A 20,252-nucleotide genomic window follows, 5' to 3' on the forward strand; every position below is an offset into this window, starting at 1 on the left:
TAGAAGCACACTTGTTGTTTAAGTATTTGTTTACTGTTTACCATTTGGATTTCAGACATGTCATTACCACACGTAATTCTAACCGTTTTAAGTACACGCGATGCTACTGGTTACGATATCACAAAAGAATTCTCCGCAAGCATTGGTTACTTCTGGAAAGCTAGCCATCAACAAGTTTACCGCGAGCTAAATAAAATGGCTCAGAACGACCAGGTAACTTGCGTGCTTGAGCCTCAAGAAGGCAAACCTGATCGTAAAGTTTACTCTATCACTGATGCTGGCCGTGGCGCGCTAGGTGAATGGTTTGAACAACCAACTGCACACCCAACCGTTCGTGACGAGTTCTCAGCTAAGCTAATGGCTTGTGCTGTACAACCTTCTGACGCTTACCGTGTACAACTTGCTGAGCTAGTAGAAGAGTCTCGCAAACTGGTTTCTCACTACCGTGAAATCGAAGCAGCTTACTACGCAACGCCATCGACACTAGACAAGCAAGCACGCCTTGAGCGTCTAACACTTCGTCGTAACCTACTTATCCGTGAAGCATGGATTGTATGGGCTGAAGAAGTACTGCTTGAACTTGGCGCTCTAGCTTAAGTTAAGCTAGAAAAGCAAAAGGCTTGAACTCTATGAGTCCAAGCCTTTTTTGTATCTATAGGATTTGAAATGTTACTGCCAGAGGCTTTTTACAAGTGCTTAGGCTTTACTTCTTAGACTTTTCTTACAGCGCAGCGACTTGCGGACGAACACCTAGCGTATGGCAAAGTGCATAAGTCATTTCTGCACGGTTTAGCGTGTAGAAGTGGAAATCTTTCACACCTTCACGGCTCAGTGTACGAACCATATCAATTGCTTGGCTAGCACCAACAAGCTGACGAGTCGTTGGATCATCATCCAAACCTTCAAACTGCTTCGCCATCCAGCCCGGTACTTTTACGTTGTTCATCGCAGCAAAGCGAGATGCTTGCTTGAAGTTAGAAACAGGTAAGATGCCCGGTACGATTTCAACATCGATACCTGCCGCCACACAGCGATCACGGAAACGTAAGTAACTTTCTACATCAAAAAAGAATTGCGTGATGGCACGGTTAGCGCCAGCATCCACTTTACGCTTCAGGTTAATAAGGTCTGATTGAGCACTTTTTGCTTCAGGGTGAACCTCAGGGAAAGCTGCAACAGAGATATCAAAATCGTGGCGAGATTTAAGTAGCTCGACTAGGTCAGATGCGTACATCTCTGGCGCGCCGCCGCCTGCTGGAATATCACCACGTAGCGCAACAATACTCTCGATACCATTTGCCCAGTAATCGTCGGCAATTTGAATCAGCTCTTCACGGCTTGCATCAATACACGTTAGGTGCGGTGCAGCCACTAGGCCGGTTTGGTTTTTAATTTCTTTAATGATTGAGTGGGTACGGTCACGTTCACCCGAGTTTGCACCGTAAGTTACCGATACAAATTTTGGTTGAAGTGTTTTAAGGCGGTGAACAGAGTTCCACAGGGTCTCTTCCATCTTCTCACTGCTCGGTGGAAAAAACTCAAATGACACATTGATGTTGTCAGAAAGCTCAGCGATATTCTGATTTAAAGCGTCGATATGACTAGCGTGTGTGTATCCCATCTTACTCTCCCTGTGGCAAAAGCAACCACTAAAAACTCAAATCCTTAAACGACGTTTAGACGTCTATATGTCTGTAGAATGTATTGAATACGATTTAATGTCAACAGATCCATTATGAATTTTTCTCAAGTAGATCGTGAGTAAAACTCAAGTCGTTAGATGGGTCGCAAAGCAGAAATAATGTAGAAAAAAGGCTGAAAAACACATCGTGCTTTCAGCCTTATTTATCTTAGTGAATAGTATGCCATTTAGACACTAAACCAACCGATCTGAAAATCAGAACAGGCTAGACATTCTGTTTAAATCAGATTGAATTGCACCTGCCGTTACTTCACGACCGGCACCTGGGCCACGAATAACCAATGGATTATCTTTGTACCATTTGCTCTCAATCGCAAAGATGTTGTCGCAAGGCAACAAGTTCGCCAGAGCATGTTCTTTAGACAGTGCTTCAACGCCTACGGTTGCCTTACCGTTCTTCTCCAAACGCGCTACGTAACGCAGAACTTTCTGTTGAGAGTGCGCTTTCTCTAAACGCTCAGCCAGCTCTTCGCTCAGTACAGAAGCTTTGTCGAAGAAGTCATCCACAGATAGATCTTGCAGCTCTGCAGGTACGAGCGATTCCACTTTTACGTTTTCAGGTTCGATATCCAAACCAGATTCACGCGCCAGAATCACCAGCTTACGCATCACGTCTGAGCCATCTAGGTCAGCACGAGGGTCAGGTTCCGTAAGGCCTTGTTGCCATGCTAAGTCAACCAACTCGCTGAACGGCACGGTGCCATCAAACTGTTGGAACAACCAAGACAACGTGCCCGAGAAAATGCCAGACAACGCAATGATGTCATCGCCACTTTCACGTAGGTCACGTACCGTGTGGTTAATCGGCAATCCAGCACCCACTGTCGCGTTGTACAACCAATGACGGCTGATCTTAGCGAAAGCATCTTGTACTTGATGGTAATACTCGCTCGATGCAGAACCTGCCACCTTGTTCGCCGAGATTAGGTGAATACCTTGTTGTGCGATTTGCAGATACTTTGCTGCAAGCACTGGGCTCGCAGTCACATCCAGAACCACTGCTTCGTCATAACCTTGAATAGAGCCCAAACGCTCTAACCAGTCGTTACCATTGTTAGCAATAGCTTCGTCGTCAAAGCGCTTACCTACCGAAGTCGCATCAATGCCTTGATCGTCGAACCAATAGGTTTGGCTATCAACCACGGCAACCAATTCAAAGTTCATTCCACGGCGCTTTTCAAGTTCCGCTTTTTGCTCAGCAAACAGGCTTAACCAGCTTGAACCAATATTGCCCTTACCACACAAGGCAATCGCAACACGCTTCTGCGCTTGGAACAGTTGAGAATGAATGCCTTTCACTAGACTTGATGTTTCACTCTTACGAATCACAGCCACCAAGCTTAAGCCTGAGTTCGCTTCTGAGATGAACTCAACCGGCGAGCTCTTAAGCTGCTGGTAGAAACCGTAGCAATGGTTAGGGTTCTTAGTCACACCCGCACCCACTGCAGCAATCAGAGAGAAACCTTCTTTTAGCTTAATTTCCGCTTCAATCGCATGGTCTTGGAGATATTCTAATGCACCACCAGCGATCTCTTCTGTGTAGGCAAGACGCAAACAGTGTTGATCCGGTTCAAGCTCATAAGCAAGCGGCTCAAGTTGAGCACGCTTAAGCCCTTCAAGCACTTCACTCTCTAGACGGTCGAAATCATGGCCGTGACCAAAGGTCAGTTGCACGATAAGCACTTCATCCAAAGAGGTAATGATTTTTGCGCCACGACCCGATGCCAGTACACGCTCGATCTGTGTAGAGCCCGCCTCCGGCTGATAGCTGCAGCGTAAGCTGAGATCCATAGCACTTTGAGCCACAGGCTGTAGCGTTCGGCTGTGAAGCACTGGAGCGGCAAGACGAGCCAATTCGCTGGCTTCATCAAGGCGAAGTAGAGGCAATAGACACGCATCTGAAACCAGACGAGGGTCAGCGCTGTAAACGCCTGCCACATCACTCCAAATCGTCACGCGTTCAACTTCAGCCAAAGCACCAATCACGGTTGCTGAGTAATCCGAACCGTTACGGCCAAGCAATACCGTTTCACCCTCGCAGTTCTGAGCCATAAAGCCCGTAATCACCACGCGGCAATGTGCATGCTGCGCCAAGGCTTCTTTGATCAGAAGGTAAGAACGTGCGCGGTCGACTTCAGGCTGAGCGCCCACTTCTGCACGTAAAAAAGCACGCGCATCTTGAGCAACGGCTTGTAAATCATGCTGGCACAACAAAGCCGCGAGTAGACGTGAAGACCAAACCTCACCGTGTCCAAGCACTTTTGCTTTTTGTGCTTCGCTCAAGGGAGCCGTTAGCTCACCCAAAGCGGTAAATTCTTGTTGAATGGTTGAAGTAAGTTGTGCGGCTGATTCCCCCTCAAGCAGTGCTTCAATCAGATCGAGTTGGAACTGACGAAGTGCTTGTAGGCATTCATGGGCAATACGACCATCTTTGTCGAGCGCTTCAACAAATTCAATCAAACGGTTGGTTGTTTTGCCTGCTGCCGATACCACCACCAAATCAGATGCTGATGAGTATTCTCTAAGAATGTTGACCACGCGTTGGTAACATTCAGGATTCGCTAAACTGCTGCCACCAAATTTATGTAGCTGGCGAAAGGTTGCCATTATTAACCCTCCCCTTCAGCGATAAAGCGCTGTGTTCTTTCAAACGCTTGCTTGAGGTCATCGATTAGGTCTTCTGCATCTTCAAGGCCAACAGATAGACGCAGTAGTTGCTGAGAAACACCCGCTTCTGCTAAGGCTTCTTCACCCATCGCGCGGTGAGTCATCGACGCAGGGTGACAAATCAGGCTTTCAACACCGCCCAATGATTCTGCCAAAGAAAACAGCTCTAACTTATCAACAAAGTATTTAAGCGCCTCGAATGAGCCCGCAAACTCAAAACTGAGCATGGAACCAAAGCCCGATTGCTGTTTCTTCGCGATATCATGACCCGGATGTTCAGGAAGGCTTGGGTGGTAAATAGTGCCAACAAGATCTTGTTGCTGCAGAGACGCTAGAATTTCACGTGAGCTTTCTTCGTGAACTCGCATACGCGCACCTAGCGTACGAATACCACGTAAAGTCATGTAGCTATCAAATGGTGTGCCGGTCGCACCAATACAGTTGCCCCACCATGCTAACTCTTCAGCGTGTTCTTCTGTCTTAGTGACCACAACGCCACCAATAACATCTGAGTGTCCATTGATGTACTTAGTGGTTGAGTGGATAACAAAATCAGCACCCAGCTCTAAAGGCTTTTGGAACACAGGTGTCAAAAACGTGTTGTCGACAGCAACCAGAGCACCAACCTCTTTCGCTTTACGGCAAGTTTCTGCAATATCAACCACGCGAACCAGTGGATTCGATGGGGTTTCAATTAAGATCAACTTTGGCTTAAGCGCGAGCGCCGCATCCAGCGCTGCTTGATCCGATTGATCAACGAACAGAACTTTGAAGTCACCTTTTAGCGAGCGAGTGTTAAACAGACGGTAAGTACCGCCGTAGCAATCGTGCGGTGCAATAATAAGATCATCGCCGCCTAAGAAAGCCGAAACCCATAAGTTAAGCGCCGAAGTACCACAGTTAGTCACAACCGCGCCTTTGCCTGATTCAAGCTCAAACAGTGCCGTCTCTAATAAACCGCGGTTTGGGTTACCAGAACGGGTGTAATCGTACTTTGGCACTTCACCAAAAGCGGGAAACCCATAGTTAGTCGAAAGATAAATGGGTGGGACAACGGCATGGTGTTGCGTGTCTGACTCGATACCAGTACGTACTGCGATTGTTGCTAGCTTCCGGCTGCTCATAGGTGCTTCCTTACAAGTTTTGCGTCTGAGAATCACAGCGGCTTGTCGGCATTTTGCGGCTGTGTTAGATATATGTTATTCACTTTACTGTCATAAACGTGAGACGTCAACACTTCTAGACGTCTATATGTCTTTGCTTATGGCAGTAAATCCCGCTAAAATCACCACTATTAATTTATTCTAACAACTAAAGTGATGAAGGTACGCAATGGCCGACTGGAATGGTGAATACATAAGCCCATATGCTGAGCATGGAAAGAAAAGCGAACAAGTAAAGAAAATTACAGTTTCTATCCCTCTAAAAGTGTTAAAGGTTCTTACTGACGAGCGCACTCGCCGCCAGATTAATAACCTACGCCATGCAACAAACAGTGAGCTACTGTGCGAAGCCTTTCTACATGCGTACACAGGCCAACCACTACCAACGGATGAAGACCTTCGTAAAGACCGCCCAGACGATATTCCTGCTGAAGTGAAAAAGCTGATGACAGAGATGGGTATCGAGTTCGAAGCGTTTGACGAAGAATAAAAACAACTCAGTCACTGCCTTCATTATTGATTCGCTCTAGCTGAACCTTATTTATCACATCGCGCATAGCTTTTTATGATTGCGCTGTGAATGATAGACATAAAAAAACCGACTCCAGATGAGTCGGTTTTTTATTATTCTTTTTGGCTCAATAGAGCAACAGCTATTAAGCCATATAGTTAGCAGGCATCTCGATACGAGCTACGCCAGATTCAACAGCCGCTTCCGCAACTGCTCGTGCTACGCGAGGAAGTAGACGTGGGTCCATTGGCTTAGGAATGATGTAACCCTTACCGAACTCCAGTGCAGTCTCGCCCGCAGCTGCTAGTACTTCAGCTGGAACTTCTTCTTTCGCCAGTTCACGAATCGCTTTAACCGCCGCTAGCTTCATTTCGTCATTAATTTCGCTCGCACGCACGTCTAGTGCACCACGGAAAATGAATGGGAAACAAAGTACGTTGTTTACTTGGTTAGGGTAATCACTGCGGCCTGTACCCATGATTAGGTCAGAACGAACTTCGTGTGCAAGCTCAGGCTTGATCTCTGGATCTGGGTTTGAACATGCAAACACAACAGGCTTATCAGCCATCAGCGTTAGTGCTTCAGCAGGCAGTAGATTCGGCCCCGATACACCCAAGAACAGGTCAGCACCTTCGATAACATCTTCAAGCGTACGCTTATCAGTGTTATTTGCGAACAGCTCTTTGTATTCGTTTAGGTCATCACGACGAGTATGGATCACACCTTTACGGTCAAGCATGTAGATTTTTTCACGCTGAGCGCCACACTTAATCAGTAGTTCCATACAAGCAACCGCCGCTGCGCCAGCACCTAAACAAACGATCTTACACTCTTCAAGTTTCTTACCTTGAAGCTCGATCGCATTCAGCATACCCGCTGCCGTTACAATCGCAGTACCGTGTTGGTCATCGTGGAATACCGGAACATCACAACGTTCAATCAGGCGACGTTCAATCTCAAAACAGTCTGGTGCTTTGATGTCTTCCAGGTTAATACCGCCGAATGTATCTGCGATATTCGCAACTGTATCAACGAACTCATCGATTGTGCGGTGTTTTACTTCAATATCGATAGAATCTAAACCAGCAAAACGCTTAAACAGGAGCGCTTTGCCTTCCATAACAGGTTTAGAAGCAATAGGGCCAAGGTTACCTAGGCCAAGAATCGCTGTACCGTTAGAGATAACTGCAACCATGTTGCCTTTACCTGTGTACTTATAAACGTTATCAACGTTCTGTGCGATCTCGCGAACAGGCTCAGCCACGCCTGGGCTGTATGCAAGTGCTAGGTCTTCTGCAGAGTTTGCAGGCTTCGTCAGTTCTACGGCAATTTTGCCTGGAATTGGGAACTCATGGTAATCAAGAGCTTGCTGACGGAATTGTTCTTGAGGCGATAACGATTTTTCAGATGATAACGCTTGAGAGGATTGAGCTTGGCTGCTGTCTTCAGACATAGGTGTAGGTTCCTAGGATATTATTATTTGGGGGATCTGGTTCATGTTAATGGATGTACTTCAAAGTTCCTAGGTGGTTGAAGCCTCTGTCTCATTAAAAAACGAGATTTCACTACTAATAAGACCAGTGAGCAGTTGAAATTACTATCGCTTGTTGAAGTTTCGTGCTGAATTTTGGTGAAGAGAGATACGCAAGGAATTGCCCTGAAATAGAATAGAGAGGCAACTTATCGTTGGGTGAGAGTGATGCTTGAATAGAAGTCAGTGCTTTCTCAAATTACAGGCAACAAAAAAGGACACCGAAGTGTCCTTTTTCATGTCTAAATAGCGAGAATTACTTCTTGCTAGAAAGAGCACCGAAACGCTTGTTGAAGCGATCAACACGGCCGCCAGTATCTACGATACGTTGCTTACCAGTGTAGAACGGGTGACATTTGTCACATACGTCTAGGTGGATTGATTCTTTTGCTAGCGTTGAGTTGAACTCAAATGTGTTGCCGCAAGAACAAGTTGCAGTAACTGCTTTGTATTCTGGGTGGATTCCAGCTTTCATGGGATAACCTCAAGTAGGCCGTGTCGCTATACGATTCTAAGCCGCACACCACACGTAGTTTAAAAAAAGAAATAAAGACACCGCATCGACACAAAAGAGTGATGAAGCCATACCTTTAAGGCGCAGTATAGTAATGAATCTATAAAGCAGGATCAACCGATTTGATACATTTTTCACCAATTCTCTCTTTATTTCCTTTATCGGCCTGAGATTTCGGGCTGTCGTTGTCGGTATACGCTAACTCGCCACCTTCATCCAAACTGCTTCTCGAATTTAACCGCCTTATCCTTTAGACTGTTCGCTCTCGTCAATTCAGATAAAGCCGTCCCTTTATGCGTCCAATGATTGCCCGTGTGGCGCTGCCTGTTCCACTCGACAAGCAGTTCGATTACAAGATTCCAAATCACCTATTCCCGATTATTGGTGGTCGCGTCTCTGTGCCTTTTGGACGACAAACCTTAACTGGGATTGTCACGGCTCTGGTTAACGAATCAGAATTCGAGCTAGATAAGCTCAAGCCAATAAAAGCGCTATTGGATAACCAACCTGTTTGGCCGGAATCTGTCTATTCACTATTAATGTGGTGCAGTCAGTTTTATCAGTACCCTCTTGGCGAAACCTTTGCTAACGCCCTTCCGAGCGCTCTAAGAAAAGGCAAAGCCGCCGACTTCGCGACGCTGGTTGAGTGGCAGTTAACGCCATCAGGCAAAGACCAACTGATGCAAGGTTTTGGTCGCGCGGTCAAGCAAGCCAAAGTGATGCACATGCTTGAACACGGCCCGGTTCCTCATCAAGAGTTCATTGATGAAGAAGTTGGCAGCGCCGTACTCAAAACGCTAGAAGAGAAAGGCTGGATTGAATCGGTAGAGAAAAAGCCGAAGCGCCAACCTTGGCCAGTTGAACTTGAGAATGACCAAGACAAACCTAAGCTCAATGCCGAACAAGCCATCGCGATTGCGACCGTAAATAGCCAAACCGACTTTGGTTGTTTCCTGTTAGAGGGCGTTACTGGCTCAGGTAAGACCGAGGTTTACCTGAATATGATTAAGCCGATTCTCGATCAAGGTAAACAAGCGTTAGTGCTCGTGCCCGAGATTGGTCTCACTCCTCAAACGATTAACCGCTTTAAGCGACGCTTTAATGTGCCTGTTGAGGTTATCCACTCAGGTTTAAACGATTCAGAACGCCTGAATGCGTGGTTATCGGCGCGCGATAAAATAGCAGGCATCGTGATTGGTACCCGTTCGGCTCTGTTCACGCCGTTTGCTGACCTAGGTATTATCATTGTCGATGAAGAACACGATGCGTCTTATAAACAGCAAGATAGCCTGCGCTACCACGCTCGTGATGTGGCGATCATGCGTGCGCACAAAGCGCAGATTCCAGTTGTGTTAGGCTCGGCGACTCCGGCCTTTGAGACGCTGCACAACGCTCAGATCGGCAAATACAGTTATCTCACCCTGACTTCACGTGCGGGTGTCGCACTGCCGACCACCAATAAGGTGTTGGATGTTAAAGGTGAATATCTAGAAAGTGGTTTGTCTGCGTCGTTAATTGCAGAGATGCAAAGACACCTCAAAGCTGGCAACCAAGTGATGCTGTTCCTCAATCGTCGAGGGTTTTCTCCGGCATTAATGTGTCACGATTGTGGTTGGACAGCCGAGTGTAAACGTTGTGATGCTTACTACACCTATCACCAATACAGCAATGAGATGCGCTGCCACCACTGTGGTTCTCAGCAGCATATCGTGCACAATTGCCAAGGCTGTGGATCTGCAAACTTAGTGACAGTGGGTGTAGGGACCGAGCAGTTAGAAGCTCAACTTGGTCAACTATTCCCTGAATACAAAACCATTCGTATTGACCGCGACAGCACCCGCCGTAAAGGCAGCTTAGAAAGCGCACTCGAGTCGATTCGTAAGGGTGAATTCCAAATTCTTATCGGCACGCAGATGCTCGCTAAGGGTCACCATTTCCCTGACGTGACACTTGTGGCGTTATTAGATGTGGATGGCTCTTTATATAGCAGTGACTTCCGAGCGTCTGAACGTCTTGCCCAGCTATTCATCCAAGTAGCGGGACGCGCAGGACGAGCAAGCAAACCCGGTGAAGTGATCTTACAGACTCACCACCCAGAACATGGGTTGTTGCAAGCCTTGCTACACAAAGACTATAACCACTTTGCTCAGACGGCACTGGCAGAGCGTAAGCAAGCAATGTTACCGCCCTATACCTTTATGACGCTGTTTAGAGCAGAAGCCAATGACACTCGCTTGGTGGAAGAGTTCTTGCGTCAGGTTCGTCACACATTGGAATCGCACCCTCTGTTTGACCAATATTGCATGGTGTTAGGGCCAACCCCGGCTCCGTTAGCAAAACGAGCGGGCAAATCGCGCTGGCAGTTAATCTTACAAACTCAGACGCGCTCGTTAATGCAGAAGCTATTGATGAGTGCCAAGCCGGCCATCAATATGTTACCTGCTGCGAAAAAAGTTCGCTGGTCACTCGATATTGAGCCGCAAGATTTGAGTTAAACCCACTTGGGTTAAAACTAATGATAAGTTTGTTCACAAATATTTCATATTTCTCGTGAGCAACTTCACACTAGTCATGTGATTTTTGTTAATCTAGCCGTAACTTTACACGGATTAAACGAATAAAATATTGCAATAAAAAAAGTGTTAGCAACACTTTCATAATATCTATTCGATTACATTTATTATTCACGCCTTAAATACTTAGGCGACAAAGGAACTTAAAAGAGGGTTTAATTTATGGCGACAATGAAGGATGTTGCCCAGCTAGCAGGCGTCTCAACGGCAACGGTATCACGTGCATTGATGAACCCTGAAAAAGTCTCGGTTTCTACTCGTAAACGAGTTGAGACAGCAGTACTTGAAGCTGGATACTCACCCAATACATTAGCTAGAAATTTACGTCGCAACGAATCAAAAACCATCATCACTATCGTTCCTGATATCTGTGACCCTTACTTCGCCGAAATCATTCGTGGTATCGAAGATGCCGCTGTAGAGAATGACTACCTCGTTCTACTGGGTGACAGTGGTCAACAAAAGAAGCGTGAGTCTTCATTTGTTAACTTGGTCTTCACAAAGCAAGCAGACGGTATGCTACTGCTTGGCACTGATCATCCGTTTGATGTCAGTAAGCCTGAGCAAAAGAATTTACCGCCAATGGTTATGGCGTGTGAATTCGCACCTGAGCTTGAACTGCCAACGGTTCACATCGACAACCTAACCTCTGCATTTGAAGCCGTGAATTACCTCGCTCAGTTAGGTCATAAGCGCATCGCTCAGATCTCTGGGCCAACGACTGCAACCCTGTGTAAGTTCCGCCAACAAGGCTACCAGCAAGCGCTGCGTCGCGCCGGAGTCTCAATGAATCCAGCCTATAGCACGGTCGGTGACTTCACCTTTGAAGCGGGCGCTCAAGCGGTTCGTCAATTACTGGCACTTCCTGAACAACCTACAGCTATCTTCTGTCACAACGATGCGATGGCGATTGGTGCGATTCAAGAAACGAAGAAGCTGGGCTTGCGCGTTCCTCAAGACCTATCGATTGTCGGCTTCGATGACATCCAATTCGCTCAATACTGCGATCCACCGCTAACCACCATTTCTCAGCCTCGTTATGAGATTGGACGCCAAGCGATGTTGATGATGCTTGATCTATTAAAAGGCAACGATGTGCAAGCAGGTTCGCGTCTGCTTGAAGCTAAATTAGTGGTTCGAGGCAGTACAGCGCCACCTCGAATATAACCCTTAGAAATACCCTTATAAATCTGCGGCACATTTTGATGTGCCGCTTCCATTTCTGCACTATTATCCTCGCGCAATCTGGATTACCATGAGGGTAGAATCAGCAACTATTGAATTGTCTTGTGGCTAATAGAGATTATGTAAAGCGCGGTCGTGGCACGAAAAAACCGACCAAAAAACAAGCCCCTCGCCGTAAACCTTGGCGCAGTGGTCTTTTGGCGATCCTCCTTGCCGGTGGTTTTGGTTACGGACTTTACCTATTGAGTAATGATCCTGAGCCGCCTGCACCAACGCCTGTGGCAACCAAACCAAAACCTAAGCCAAAACCAGCGAAAGTGATTCCGCCGCCTCCTGAAGAGAAGTGGGACTACGTTGAAACGCTGCCAAGCCGCGAGATTGAAGTAAAAGCCAAAGAGCAACAGATCTCTAAGATCCCTTACATCATGCAGTGTGGCGCTTACAAAACCTCGTCGCAGGCAGAAGCACGTAAGTTGGATATTGCCTTCCAAGGTATCTCAAGTGAGATCCGCAAGAAAGATGGCAGTAGCTGGTACCGTGTGGTTTTAGGGCCATACAAGTTGAAGCGTGACGCAGAACGCGATCGCCATAAGCTGCAACGAGCGAAAATTGAACCTTGCGCTATTTGGAAAGACGGGTCTTAATCAACTCAATATATAATAGGGGGAAGAGGATTCCCCCTATTGCTGTTTGAAAGCGTTCAATAGTTCATCGCACAAGCAATACCAGTATGTTAATCAAAAGAGTGCGTTTTAACGAAACTGAGGTACTTGTTCGTAGTACTCAAGCCCAAAGTCAGTCAGGTAGACCTGCTCCTTATTTATCTCGATGTAACCAAAAAAATCCAAGTGCGCTAAAACGTTAGGAAATGGACGTTTAAGAAAAACGTTGACCGAGTTTTTTAGATGTTCTGTTGAACACTCGCCCGCCTCCTGATACATCAGATGATGCAGTATAGACAGCTCATCCAGATCCATATCTCTATTAAAAAAACTGATATTGTCACTATTCATCACACTACTCCTTATGCAGTGAATACCACTGATTAGTGAACATCATTCCTTATAAATCAAACAAAAAGTGTTAACCATTTCACGTTAGAAATTTGTTTTATCTTTTTTTATATTTATCACAAACTATTAACCCACCAACCCTTACCACACATAGGCTCAACAGGTAATGGATGTTTGAAACAACTGGTAACATTTAGTTTTTTTGATATGACATACCATTAAAAGTGGCACTTGAATTCATGATAGTGGAGCCACATATAAGTAGTAACCATAAATAATAATCAAAAGAGGTCGACTCGTGACTACCATTGTATCTGTACGTCGTAATAATAAAGTCGTCATCGCGGGTGATGGACAAGTATCTCTGGGCAATACAGTAATGAAGGGCAACGCCCGTAAAGTACGTCGCCTATACAACAACAAAGTACTGGCCGGTTTTGCTGGCGGTACGGCTGATGCTTTCACGCTATTCGAAAAATTTGAAAGCAAGCTGCAAATGCACCAAGGCCATCTCACCAAAGCGGCAGTTGAGCTAGCGAAGGATTGGCGTAGCGACCGTGCTCTACGTAAGTTAGAAGCACTGTTAGCAGTAGCGGATGAGACCGCTTCACTGATCATCACAGGTAACGGTGACGTAGTTCAACCTGAGAACGACCTGATTGCGATCGGTTCGGGCGGAAACTTCGCTCAAGCAGCCGCTACTGCACTATTAGAAAATACTGATTTAGATGCGCGTGAAATCGCAGAAAAGTCGCTGAACATTGCAGGCGACATCTGTGTCTTCACCAACCATCACCACACTATTGAAGAACTAGAAAGCACCGTTGAGCTGCCAAAGCCAGAGTAACGACCGCTTCCATCAATAACGTTGTATTCAACAGTGATTAAAGAATTAAGGAAAAACCATGTCTGAGATGACTCCTCGCGAAATTGTTCACGAACTCAATCGCCACATTATCGGCCAAGACAACGCTAAGCGCTCAGTGGCTATCGCTCTTCGTAACCGCTGGCGGCGTATGCAGCTTGAAGAAAGCCTACGTGTTGAAGTATCGCCAAAAAACATCCTGATGATTGGCCCAACGGGTGTAGGTAAAACTGAAATCGCTCGCCGCCTAGCGAAATTAGCAAACGCGCCTTTCATCAAGGTAGAAGCGACTAAGTTCACCGAAGTGGGTTACGTTGGTAAAGAAGTTGAAACCATCATCCGTGATCTAACGGACGTTGCGATCAAGATGACGCACCAACAAGCGATGGAAAAAGTACAATACCGCGCTGAAGAACAAGCTGAAGAACGCATTCTTGATGCCCTTCTACCACCAGCGCGTGATGCTTGGGGTCAGAACGAGCAATCAACTGAAGACACAACCTCTTCAAACACTCGTCAGATTTTCCGCAAGAAACTGCGTGAAGGTAAGCTAGATGACAAAGAGATTGAAGTTGATGTAGCCGCACCGCAAATGGGCGTTGAAATCATGTCACCTCCAGGCATGGAAGAGATGACAAACCAGCTGCAAGGCATGTTCCAAAACCTAGCGGGCGACACCAAGAAAAAGCGTAAGATGAAAATCAAAGACGCATTCAAAGCACTGACGGAAGAAGAAGCTGCGAAGCTTGTGAACCAAGAAGAGCTGAAAGAGAACGCGATCTTCAACGCTGAAAACAACGGCATCGTATTCATCGATGAGATCGACAAAATCTGTAAGCGTGGCGACAGTTCAGGCCCAGATGTATCTCGCGAAGGTGTTCAGCGTGACCTACTGCCTCTTATCGAAGGCAGCACAGTATCAACCAAGCACGGTATGGTTAAAACTGACCACATCTTGTTTATCACATCAGGCGCATTCCAAGTGGCTAAGCCATCTGACCTGATCCCTGAGCTACAAGGTCGTCTACCAATCCGCGTAGAACTTGAAGCACTATCAGCACATGACTTCAAACGCATCCTAACTGAGCCAAAAGCATCTCTAACAGAGCAATACATTGCCCTAATGAAAACAGAAGATGTCAACATTGAGTTCACTGAAGATGGCATCAACCAGATTGCGGACGCAGCATGGCGCGTAAACGAAACCACTGAGAACATCGGTGCGCGTCGTCTACACACAGTGATGGAGCGTCTAATGGATGAGATTTCATTCGAAGCAACAGACAAAGCTGGCAGCAAGCTAGTGATTGATGAAGCTTACGTAACATCGAAACTTGGCGAATTCGTTGAAGACGAAGACCTAAGCCGCTTCATCCTGTAGCACACCAAACTCTAACTTATTGCTCTATCTCAAAGAAATAGCAGCTAATAAGCGAATTCAAGGCCCACTTTCGAGTGGGCTTTTTATTACCCGAAAAATGGGCGTATACTCAAATCACAGTATGAAACGAAGACTTACAAAGAATTAGACCTACGATGAAACAATCTCTACTGATCTGGCTTGATGCCGCACGACCAAAAACTCTGCCTCTCGCACTTGTCTCTATTCTTACAGGAAGTAGTTTAGCGTTCGCCGGTGGTCAGTTTTCTTTATCGATAGCCCTACTGGCATTTTTAACCGCCACCCTATTACAGATTTTATCGAACCTAGCCAATGACTATGGCGACGCCGTAAAAGGCACAGACAACGAAAATCGTCTGGGGCCAACACGTGCCATGCAATCTGGCGCGGTAACAGCGAAAACCATGAAGCAAGCGATCATCCTCAACATCGTGTTTACTATGGTCGCTGGGCTGATTCTTATTTTTCATGCCTTAACCTCGATTGAAAGTATCTTATCTTTCATTGCGTTAGGCATATTAGCCATTGTTGCTGCCATCGCTTATACCGTCGGTAATAAGCCTTATGGCTATATTGGCCTTGGCGACTTATCGGTATTTATCTTCTTCGGTTTATTAGGTGTTTCAGGGACTTACTTCTTGCACACTGGCCATGTTGAACCAAGCCTATTCCTTCCGGCATTGGGCTGTGGCTTGATGGCGGTTGCGGTACTCAATATCAACAACATGCGTGATATCGAAAACGACAGCGAATGTGGTAAGCGCACCATGGCGGTTCGCCTAGGACAACGCAAAGCCAAACACTATCATTTTGCTCTGCTTGGCCTCGCCCTTGCGTCTTTCGCTATCTACCTGCTTATTCAAGAAAAACCGGTCTGGATCAGCCTGCCGTTTTTGCTGAGCATTATTATTGTTTACAAGCATGGCAAAGCCGTTTGGGAAACCGAAAAGCCAGCGCAAATTGCACCAATGATGCACGTGATTGTGAAATGCTCACTGGTCACTAACCTATTGTTTGCAGGGGTTGTCGTAGCTCAAACTCTATTGAGTTAAATGAGACTAATCATTGCAAAGGGATCAAGCGCCGATATACTCAAAGTAAGCTCATTGTTCAAAAGGTATACTAATGGAATACAACACTTCAGCACTGTGCGACATATATTTGGATCAAGTTGATGTCGTGGAGCCAATGTTCAGCAACTTCGGTGGACGTGCATCCTTCGCAGGACAGATCACGACATTAAAGTGTTTTGAAGACAACGCTTTGATTCGCTCTGTACTAGAGCAAGACGGTCTGGGGCGTGTGTTGTTAATCGATGGGGGCGGCTCACTACGTAAAGCGCTGATCGATGCTGAGATAGCCCTACTTGCCGAAGACAATGAGTGGGAAGGGATTGTGGTTTACGGGTGCGTTCGTGAAGTCGATGAGCTTGAAGACATGAACCTAGGTATCCAAGCCTTGGCTTCTATCCCTGTTGGTGCGAGCCAAGAAGGTGTCGGTGAATTAGACGTTCCAGTGAACTTTGGCAGCGTGACCTTCTTACCTGAAGATTACCTCTACGCAGACAACACTGGCATCATTCTTTCTGCCGAACCTCTAGATGTAGAACTCAATTTGGATGTCGAGGAAGAAGACGTCGAGTAACTCTCACTCAGCTTCAAATAATAAAACAAATCATAAGAACACAAACAAAAACGCCCGCTACTGAGTAGCGGGCGTTTTTTTAAATCTGAAGAGTCGATTACTCTACTTCATCCATTTTACCAAGAAGGTTACGGATGCGATCTTGCCATGCTGAATGCTCTTCCTGCATTTGCTGAGTTTTTTGCTCTAGCTCGTGACGGCTTGCTTTAAGCTCACCAGCTTCTGTTGCTAGTGCTTGTTTCTCTTCTTTAAGCTCTTCCACTTCCATTTGAAGAAGTGCAATTGTATCTACTGCTGTTTGAATTTTTGCTTCTAGCTGCTCTAGTACTTCAAAAGACATTCTGGCCTACCTTTAAGTTATCCGTTTGATGGTGAAGGTTCACTCCACTTATTTCCCCATTCTACTCAGCAGAGCAAGGATAAACACTCAATATATTCGATATTTTGCGCCATTCGATGAAAAAAACAGCGCTTTTTACCGAATATTGACGTGAACGATTACCGCCACAACGGCAAACCGATTATTTTGATGAATAATAACTGTTTTCCACTGCGAATTGATCGAGAGCAATCTCCAAAAAACAAAAAGGCAAACGTTTCCTTTTGGATATGGTAAAATTCGCCGCGAAATTTCTATTCCCCCTTTGAAAATTTTGGAGTCCGCATGAAACGCGATTTAGCAATGTCATTCTCTCGTGTCACAGAAGGTGCAGCACTAGCTGGTTACAAGTGGCTTGGCCGTGGCGATAAAAACGCTGCAGATGGCGCTGCTGTAGAAGTAATGCGTAGCCTATTAAACAAAACCGAAATTAGCGGTGAGATTGTTATCGGCGAAGGTGAAATCGATGATGCACCTATGCTATACATCGGCGAAAACGTAGGTGTGGGCGGCGACGCTGTCGACATCGCAGTTGACCCAATTGAAGGGACACGCATGACAGCAATGGGCCAATCAAATGCATTGGCTGTATTGGCTGCGGGCGAAAAAGGCAGCTTCCTTAAAGCGCCTGATATGTACATGGAAAAGTTGGTTGTTGGCCCTGGCGCTAAAGGCGTGATTGACCTAGAACTGCCACTAACAGAAAACCTAGAAAACATCGCTAAAGCACTAGGTAAAACACTTGATACTCTAGTCGTAACCACGCTTGCTAAGCCTCGTCATGATCAAGTCATCGCCGACATGCAAGCAATGGGCGTTCGTGTATTTGCTGTGCCAGACGGTGATGTTGCGGCTTCTATCTTAACCTGTATGCCAGACAGTGAAGTAGACGTCATGTACTGCATCGGCGGCGCACCTGAAGGTGTGGTCTCGGCGGCGGTAATTCGCGCACTCGACGGCGACATGCACGGTCGTCTTCTACCTCGCCACGAAGTGAAAGGCGACACAGAAGAGAACCGCAAGCACGGTGAACTTGAACTTGAGCGCTGCGCAGAAATGGGCGTAACGGCGGGTATCGTATTGAAGATGGAAGACATGGCACGCAGCGACAACGTTGTATTCTCAGCAACAGGCATCACTAAGGGTGACTTGCTAGAAGGTATTTCTCGTCAAGGTAATATCGCAACCACAGAAACCCTGCTTATCCGTGGCCGCTGCCGTACAATTCGCCGCATCAAATCTATCCACTACCTAGAGCGTAAAGATCCAGAAGTAGTAGGTCATATCCTGTAAGCCTAAATTCGGTGAAACAGAATATTCCAAGGCTGATACCTAGTATCAGCCTTTTGTTTTATTAGCGCACCAGAATCTGACCATGGCAGCCAATAGAGTAAAACGCTATCTATAGAGTAAATTATCATCAATATAGTAAATGGTTTGCTTTATAAACACCTTGCCTCATAATAGTAAGGTTCATTAGGTAGGGATAGTATGAAAACAAGCGACAGAATCTTACAGACCATTAAGCGTCAAGGCGCGGTAACCGCGAAACAACTGTCAGAAGAATTTGGCATGACGACAATGGGGGCAAGGCAACATCTGCAAAGCCTGGAAGATGACGGTATTCTTGCGTTTCATGATGTGAAAGTGAAAGTGGGTCGCCCGACTCGCCACTGGTCCCTGACTCAACAAGGTCATAACCAATTTTCAGACCGACATGGTGAACTCACCATTCAAGTGATTGATGCTGTCGAGAATCTATTTGGTAAAGAAGGGCTGGCTAAGGTTGCTGCCGAGCGTGAACAACACACTCTTAAGCAGTATCAAACTGCGCTGTCTGGCTGTGATTCACTCATCAGCAAGCTTAAAAAACTCACCCAGCTTCGTGAAGACGAAGGCTACATGGCTGAGCTTCAAGAGCATGATGATCACTACATCTTGATTGAGAACCACTGCCCTATCTGTAAGGCTGCAACTCGCTGCCCTAGCCTGTGCCAATCTGAGCTCAACGTGTTTACTGAGTTACTAAAAGATGAGTGTCACGTGAGCCGTACAGAGCACATCATTGCTGGCGAACGACGCTGCACTTACACCTTAACACCCGCCCTTTGATTGCAAAGGTAATCGGCTAATACCGTCTCAATATTGAGAAAATACAAATAGATTAAAATTTGTACAGATTTCTTTCTTAAGCTTAGAGCATATGAAACACGCTTAATGCTAAGGAAGGAATGATGGCGCATCCACAACCCGCTCAAAAACTGCCACCCTTTGATGAACTTGTCCAACTCGCGAAAAGCGACCCGAAAGCATTCAATCAATTCAAACACGAGATGTGCGAACAGATGATTTGTTCGGCTTCAGACGTGATGCAAGACCGACTTCGTGCGCAGCAAAGTCACATCGACTTAGTGGTTAGCCGTTGTAAAAACCCACACCACGCCAATGTCGTACTCATGCAAGAGCTGCGCTGTCAGGTCTGTAAGTTCCAAGATGCACTCGAAGGGCGCTGCGGCTTTGAAGAATCTCTGCCTGAAAATGTCGTGCCTTTTAAGCCGAATACCGAACCTAAAATGTACTGAAATTAGCAAAGCACTAAAAAGAAAAAGGGAGCGTAATGCCCCCTTCTTATTGGTTCGCTGTTCAATATTTACATGGGTCTTCGCCGTAGTCATTACGGCCTTCTGTACCTTTCAACAAACCACACTCAATCAGAATCCAGAAACCACACACTAATGCCGCGACGGTTGCCGCCATATGAATTGGCGATACCGGCTCTGTCGTCGTTGCAACCATTGGCGAAGCTAAACGACCCAATACTAATGGCACATTCAATAGTAGCCAGTAATTAGACTTATTGCGGTCGTGCCAGCGCTTAGCGGTTACCGCAAGGTCTGGGATCACAAGCATCAATAGGATGATTGGTAGCAGGATATAAGAGTAAGCAGGGAACAACACAGAGATACCTGAAGCAAAACCGGTAATCGCTATGTAGTAGAAAACATTCCAAATCCAGTAAGTCTTACGACCAATTCTCCCCTTGAAAGAGAGCAGTAATTCTTTCATCGACATCTTAAATACTCAAATTTATACGCCGCTAAAA

20 protein-coding genes are annotated in these 20,252 nt (G+C 46.2%); 12 read left to right on the forward strand and 8 right to left on the reverse strand.

The window, feature by feature from the left end:
* Positions 1-57 precede the first annotated feature (57 nt).
* Positions 58-597, forward strand: coding sequence for a PadR family transcriptional regulator (locus AB4323_RS01105; RefSeq protein WP_017061141.1), 540 nt, complete (start codon positions 58-60; stop codon positions 595-597).
* A gap of 124 nt (positions 598-721) precedes the next feature.
* Here AB4323_RS01105 and metF read toward each other — a convergent pair whose 3' ends face one another.
* The 3 genes from metF to AB4323_RS01120 all read right to left on the reverse strand — a co-directional run bounded on the left by metF (position 722) and on the right by AB4323_RS01120 (position 5,493).
* Entirely contained in the window at positions 722-1,621 is a 900-nt protein-coding gene (gene metF / locus AB4323_RS01110; RefSeq protein WP_372151421.1) for a methylenetetrahydrofolate reductase, read from the reverse strand.
* Positions 1,622-1,897: 276 nt separating this feature from the next.
* Complete coding sequence (locus tag AB4323_RS01115; RefSeq protein ID WP_372151423.1) at positions 1,898-4,309, reverse strand: bifunctional aspartate kinase/homoserine dehydrogenase II; 2,412 nt, start codon at positions 4,307-4,309, stop codon at positions 1,898-1,900.
* Positions 4,310-4,311: 2 nt separating this feature from the next.
* Positions 4,312-5,493, reverse strand: coding sequence for an O-succinylhomoserine (thiol)-lyase (locus AB4323_RS01120; RefSeq protein WP_372151425.1), 1,182 nt, complete (start codon positions 5,491-5,493; stop codon positions 4,312-4,314).
* A 208-nt stretch (positions 5,494-5,701) separates the two neighbouring features.
* Here AB4323_RS01120 and metJ point away from each other — a divergent pair, with 208 nt between their 5' ends.
* Complete coding sequence (metJ, locus tag AB4323_RS01125) at positions 5,702-6,022, forward strand: met regulon transcriptional regulator MetJ (protein WP_004415993.1); 321 nt, start codon at positions 5,702-5,704, stop codon at positions 6,020-6,022.
* 166 nt (positions 6,023-6,188) lie between these two features.
* Here metJ and AB4323_RS01130 read toward each other — a convergent pair whose 3' ends face one another.
* Both AB4323_RS01130 and rpmE read right to left on the reverse strand, forming a co-directional pair.
* Positions 6,189-7,496 (reverse strand): malic enzyme-like NAD(P)-binding protein, encoded by a 1,308-nt coding sequence (locus AB4323_RS01130; protein ID WP_017063680.1) that lies wholly within the window; start codon positions 7,494-7,496, stop codon positions 6,189-6,191.
* Between the two features lie 334 nt (positions 7,497-7,830).
* Positions 7,831-8,049, reverse strand: a complete 219-nt coding sequence (gene rpmE, locus AB4323_RS01135; RefSeq protein ID WP_004737142.1) for a 50S ribosomal protein L31 — start codon at positions 8,047-8,049, stop codon at positions 7,831-7,833.
* 332 nt (positions 8,050-8,381) lie between these two features.
* Between rpmE and priA the strand changes: the two genes are divergently transcribed.
* From priA to AB4323_RS01150, 3 genes are all read left to right on the forward strand, one after another.
* Positions 8,382-10,583: a primosomal protein N' gene (gene priA / locus AB4323_RS01140; protein ID WP_102429021.1), complete on the forward strand. Its 2,202-nt coding sequence runs from the start codon at positions 8,382-8,384 to the stop codon at positions 10,581-10,583.
* A gap of 240 nt (positions 10,584-10,823) precedes the next feature.
* A complete protein-coding gene (gene cytR, locus AB4323_RS01145; protein WP_372151427.1) occupies positions 10,824-11,828 on the forward strand; it encodes a DNA-binding transcriptional regulator CytR in 1,005 nt (334 codons plus the stop codon).
* Positions 11,829-11,950: 122 nt separating this feature from the next.
* Entirely contained in the window at positions 11,951-12,490 is a 540-nt protein-coding gene (locus AB4323_RS01150; protein WP_017061148.1) for an SPOR domain-containing protein, read from the forward strand.
* A 108-nt stretch (positions 12,491-12,598) separates the two neighbouring features.
* Here AB4323_RS01150 and AB4323_RS01155 read toward each other — a convergent pair whose 3' ends face one another.
* A complete protein-coding gene (locus AB4323_RS01155) occupies positions 12,599-12,859 on the reverse strand; it encodes a hypothetical protein (RefSeq protein WP_017061149.1) in 261 nt (86 codons plus the stop codon).
* Positions 12,860-13,157: 298 nt separating this feature from the next.
* Between AB4323_RS01155 and hslV the strand changes: the two genes are divergently transcribed.
* The 4 genes from hslV to rraA all read left to right on the forward strand — a co-directional run bounded on the left by hslV (position 13,158) and on the right by rraA (position 16,770).
* Complete coding sequence (hslV, locus tag AB4323_RS01160; RefSeq protein WP_004729692.1) at positions 13,158-13,706, forward strand: ATP-dependent protease subunit HslV; 549 nt, start codon at positions 13,158-13,160, stop codon at positions 13,704-13,706.
* A 58-nt stretch (positions 13,707-13,764) separates the two neighbouring features.
* On the forward strand, positions 13,765-15,105 hold the full coding sequence (gene hslU, locus AB4323_RS01165; protein ID WP_017061150.1) for an HslU--HslV peptidase ATPase subunit: 1,341 nt from the start codon (positions 13,765-13,767) through the stop codon (positions 15,103-15,105).
* A 155-nt stretch (positions 15,106-15,260) separates the two neighbouring features.
* Positions 15,261-16,178 (forward strand): 1,4-dihydroxy-2-naphthoate polyprenyltransferase, encoded by a 918-nt coding sequence (locus tag AB4323_RS01170; RefSeq protein ID WP_372151429.1) that lies wholly within the window; start codon positions 15,261-15,263, stop codon positions 16,176-16,178.
* A 73-nt stretch (positions 16,179-16,251) separates the two neighbouring features.
* Positions 16,252-16,770, forward strand: a complete 519-nt coding sequence (rraA, locus tag AB4323_RS01175) for a ribonuclease E activity regulator RraA (protein WP_102333889.1) — start codon at positions 16,252-16,254, stop codon at positions 16,768-16,770.
* A gap of 97 nt (positions 16,771-16,867) precedes the next feature.
* On the opposite strand, the gene zapB is transcribed toward rraA, so the two are convergent.
* Positions 16,868-17,110, reverse strand: coding sequence for a cell division protein ZapB (gene zapB, locus AB4323_RS01180; RefSeq protein WP_008219652.1), 243 nt, complete (start codon positions 17,108-17,110; stop codon positions 16,868-16,870).
* Between the two features lie 324 nt (positions 17,111-17,434).
* Here zapB and glpX point away from each other — a divergent pair, with 324 nt between their 5' ends.
* The 3 genes from glpX (at position 17,435) to AB4323_RS01195 (ending at position 19,731) form a co-directional block, all read left to right on the forward strand.
* Positions 17,435-18,442: a class II fructose-bisphosphatase gene (glpX, locus tag AB4323_RS01185; RefSeq protein ID WP_017061153.1), complete on the forward strand. Its 1,008-nt coding sequence runs from the start codon at positions 17,435-17,437 to the stop codon at positions 18,440-18,442.
* 198 nt (positions 18,443-18,640) lie between these two features.
* Entirely contained in the window at positions 18,641-19,261 is a 621-nt protein-coding gene (locus AB4323_RS01190; protein WP_017063674.1) for a metalloregulator ArsR/SmtB family transcription factor, read from the forward strand.
* Between the two features lie 122 nt (positions 19,262-19,383).
* Positions 19,384-19,731, forward strand: a complete 348-nt coding sequence (locus AB4323_RS01195) for a DUF3135 domain-containing protein (RefSeq protein ID WP_017061155.1) — start codon at positions 19,384-19,386, stop codon at positions 19,729-19,731.
* A gap of 61 nt (positions 19,732-19,792) precedes the next feature.
* Here AB4323_RS01195 and AB4323_RS01200 read toward each other — a convergent pair whose 3' ends face one another.
* Positions 19,793-20,221, reverse strand: a complete 429-nt coding sequence (locus AB4323_RS01200; protein ID WP_017063673.1) for a DUF805 domain-containing protein — start codon at positions 20,219-20,221, stop codon at positions 19,793-19,795.
* Between the last annotated feature and the right edge of the window lie 31 nt (positions 20,222-20,252).

The organism is Vibrio sp. 10N.261.52.C11 (genome assembly GCF_041471405.1).
Lineage (GTDB): Bacteria > Pseudomonadota > Gammaproteobacteria > Enterobacterales > Vibrionaceae > Vibrio > Vibrio crassostreae_C.

What these genes read in the sequence shown, in the direction of transcription:
- AB4323_RS01105 (WP_017061141.1), top strand. Translation starts at nt 58, where the DNA reads ATGTCATTACCACACGTAATTCTAACCGTTTTAAGTACACGCGATGCT.
- metF (WP_372151421.1), bottom strand. Translation starts at nt 1,621, where the DNA reads ATGGGATACACACACGCTAGTCATATCGACGCTTTAAATCAGAATATC.
- AB4323_RS01115 (WP_372151423.1), bottom strand. Translation starts at nt 4,309, where the DNA reads ATGGCAACCTTTCGCCAGCTACATAAATTTGGTGGCAGCAGTTTAGCG.
- AB4323_RS01120 (WP_372151425.1), bottom strand. Translation starts at nt 5,493, where the DNA reads ATGAGCAGCCGGAAGCTAGCAACAATCGCAGTACGTACTGGTATCGAG.
- metJ (WP_004415993.1), top strand. Translation starts at nt 5,702, where the DNA reads ATGGCCGACTGGAATGGTGAATACATAAGCCCATATGCTGAGCATGGA.
- AB4323_RS01130 (WP_017063680.1), bottom strand. Translation starts at nt 7,496, where the DNA reads ATGTCTGAAGACAGCAGCCAAGCTCAATCCTCTCAAGCGTTATCATCT.
- rpmE (WP_004737142.1), bottom strand. Translation starts at nt 8,049, where the DNA reads ATGAAAGCTGGAATCCACCCAGAATACAAAGCAGTTACTGCAACTTGT.
- priA (WP_102429021.1), top strand. Translation starts at nt 8,382, where the DNA reads ATGCGTCCAATGATTGCCCGTGTGGCGCTGCCTGTTCCACTCGACAAG.
- cytR (WP_372151427.1), top strand. Translation starts at nt 10,824, where the DNA reads ATGGCGACAATGAAGGATGTTGCCCAGCTAGCAGGCGTCTCAACGGCA.
- AB4323_RS01155 (WP_017061149.1), bottom strand. Translation starts at nt 12,859, where the DNA reads ATGAATAGTGACAATATCAGTTTTTTTAATAGAGATATGGATCTGGAT.
- hslU (WP_017061150.1), top strand. Translation starts at nt 13,765, where the DNA reads ATGTCTGAGATGACTCCTCGCGAAATTGTTCACGAACTCAATCGCCAC.
- AB4323_RS01170 (WP_372151429.1), top strand. Translation starts at nt 15,261, where the DNA reads ATGAAACAATCTCTACTGATCTGGCTTGATGCCGCACGACCAAAAACT.
- rraA (WP_102333889.1), top strand. Translation starts at nt 16,252, where the DNA reads ATGGAATACAACACTTCAGCACTGTGCGACATATATTTGGATCAAGTT.
- zapB (WP_008219652.1), bottom strand. Translation starts at nt 17,110, where the DNA reads ATGTCTTTTGAAGTACTAGAGCAGCTAGAAGCAAAAATTCAAACAGCA.
- glpX (WP_017061153.1), top strand. Translation starts at nt 17,435, where the DNA reads ATGAAACGCGATTTAGCAATGTCATTCTCTCGTGTCACAGAAGGTGCA.
- AB4323_RS01190 (WP_017063674.1), top strand. Translation starts at nt 18,641, where the DNA reads ATGAAAACAAGCGACAGAATCTTACAGACCATTAAGCGTCAAGGCGCG.
- AB4323_RS01195 (WP_017061155.1), top strand. Translation starts at nt 19,384, where the DNA reads ATGGCGCATCCACAACCCGCTCAAAAACTGCCACCCTTTGATGAACTT.
- AB4323_RS01200 (WP_017063673.1), bottom strand. Translation starts at nt 20,221, where the DNA reads ATGTCGATGAAAGAATTACTGCTCTCTTTCAAGGGGAGAATTGGTCGT.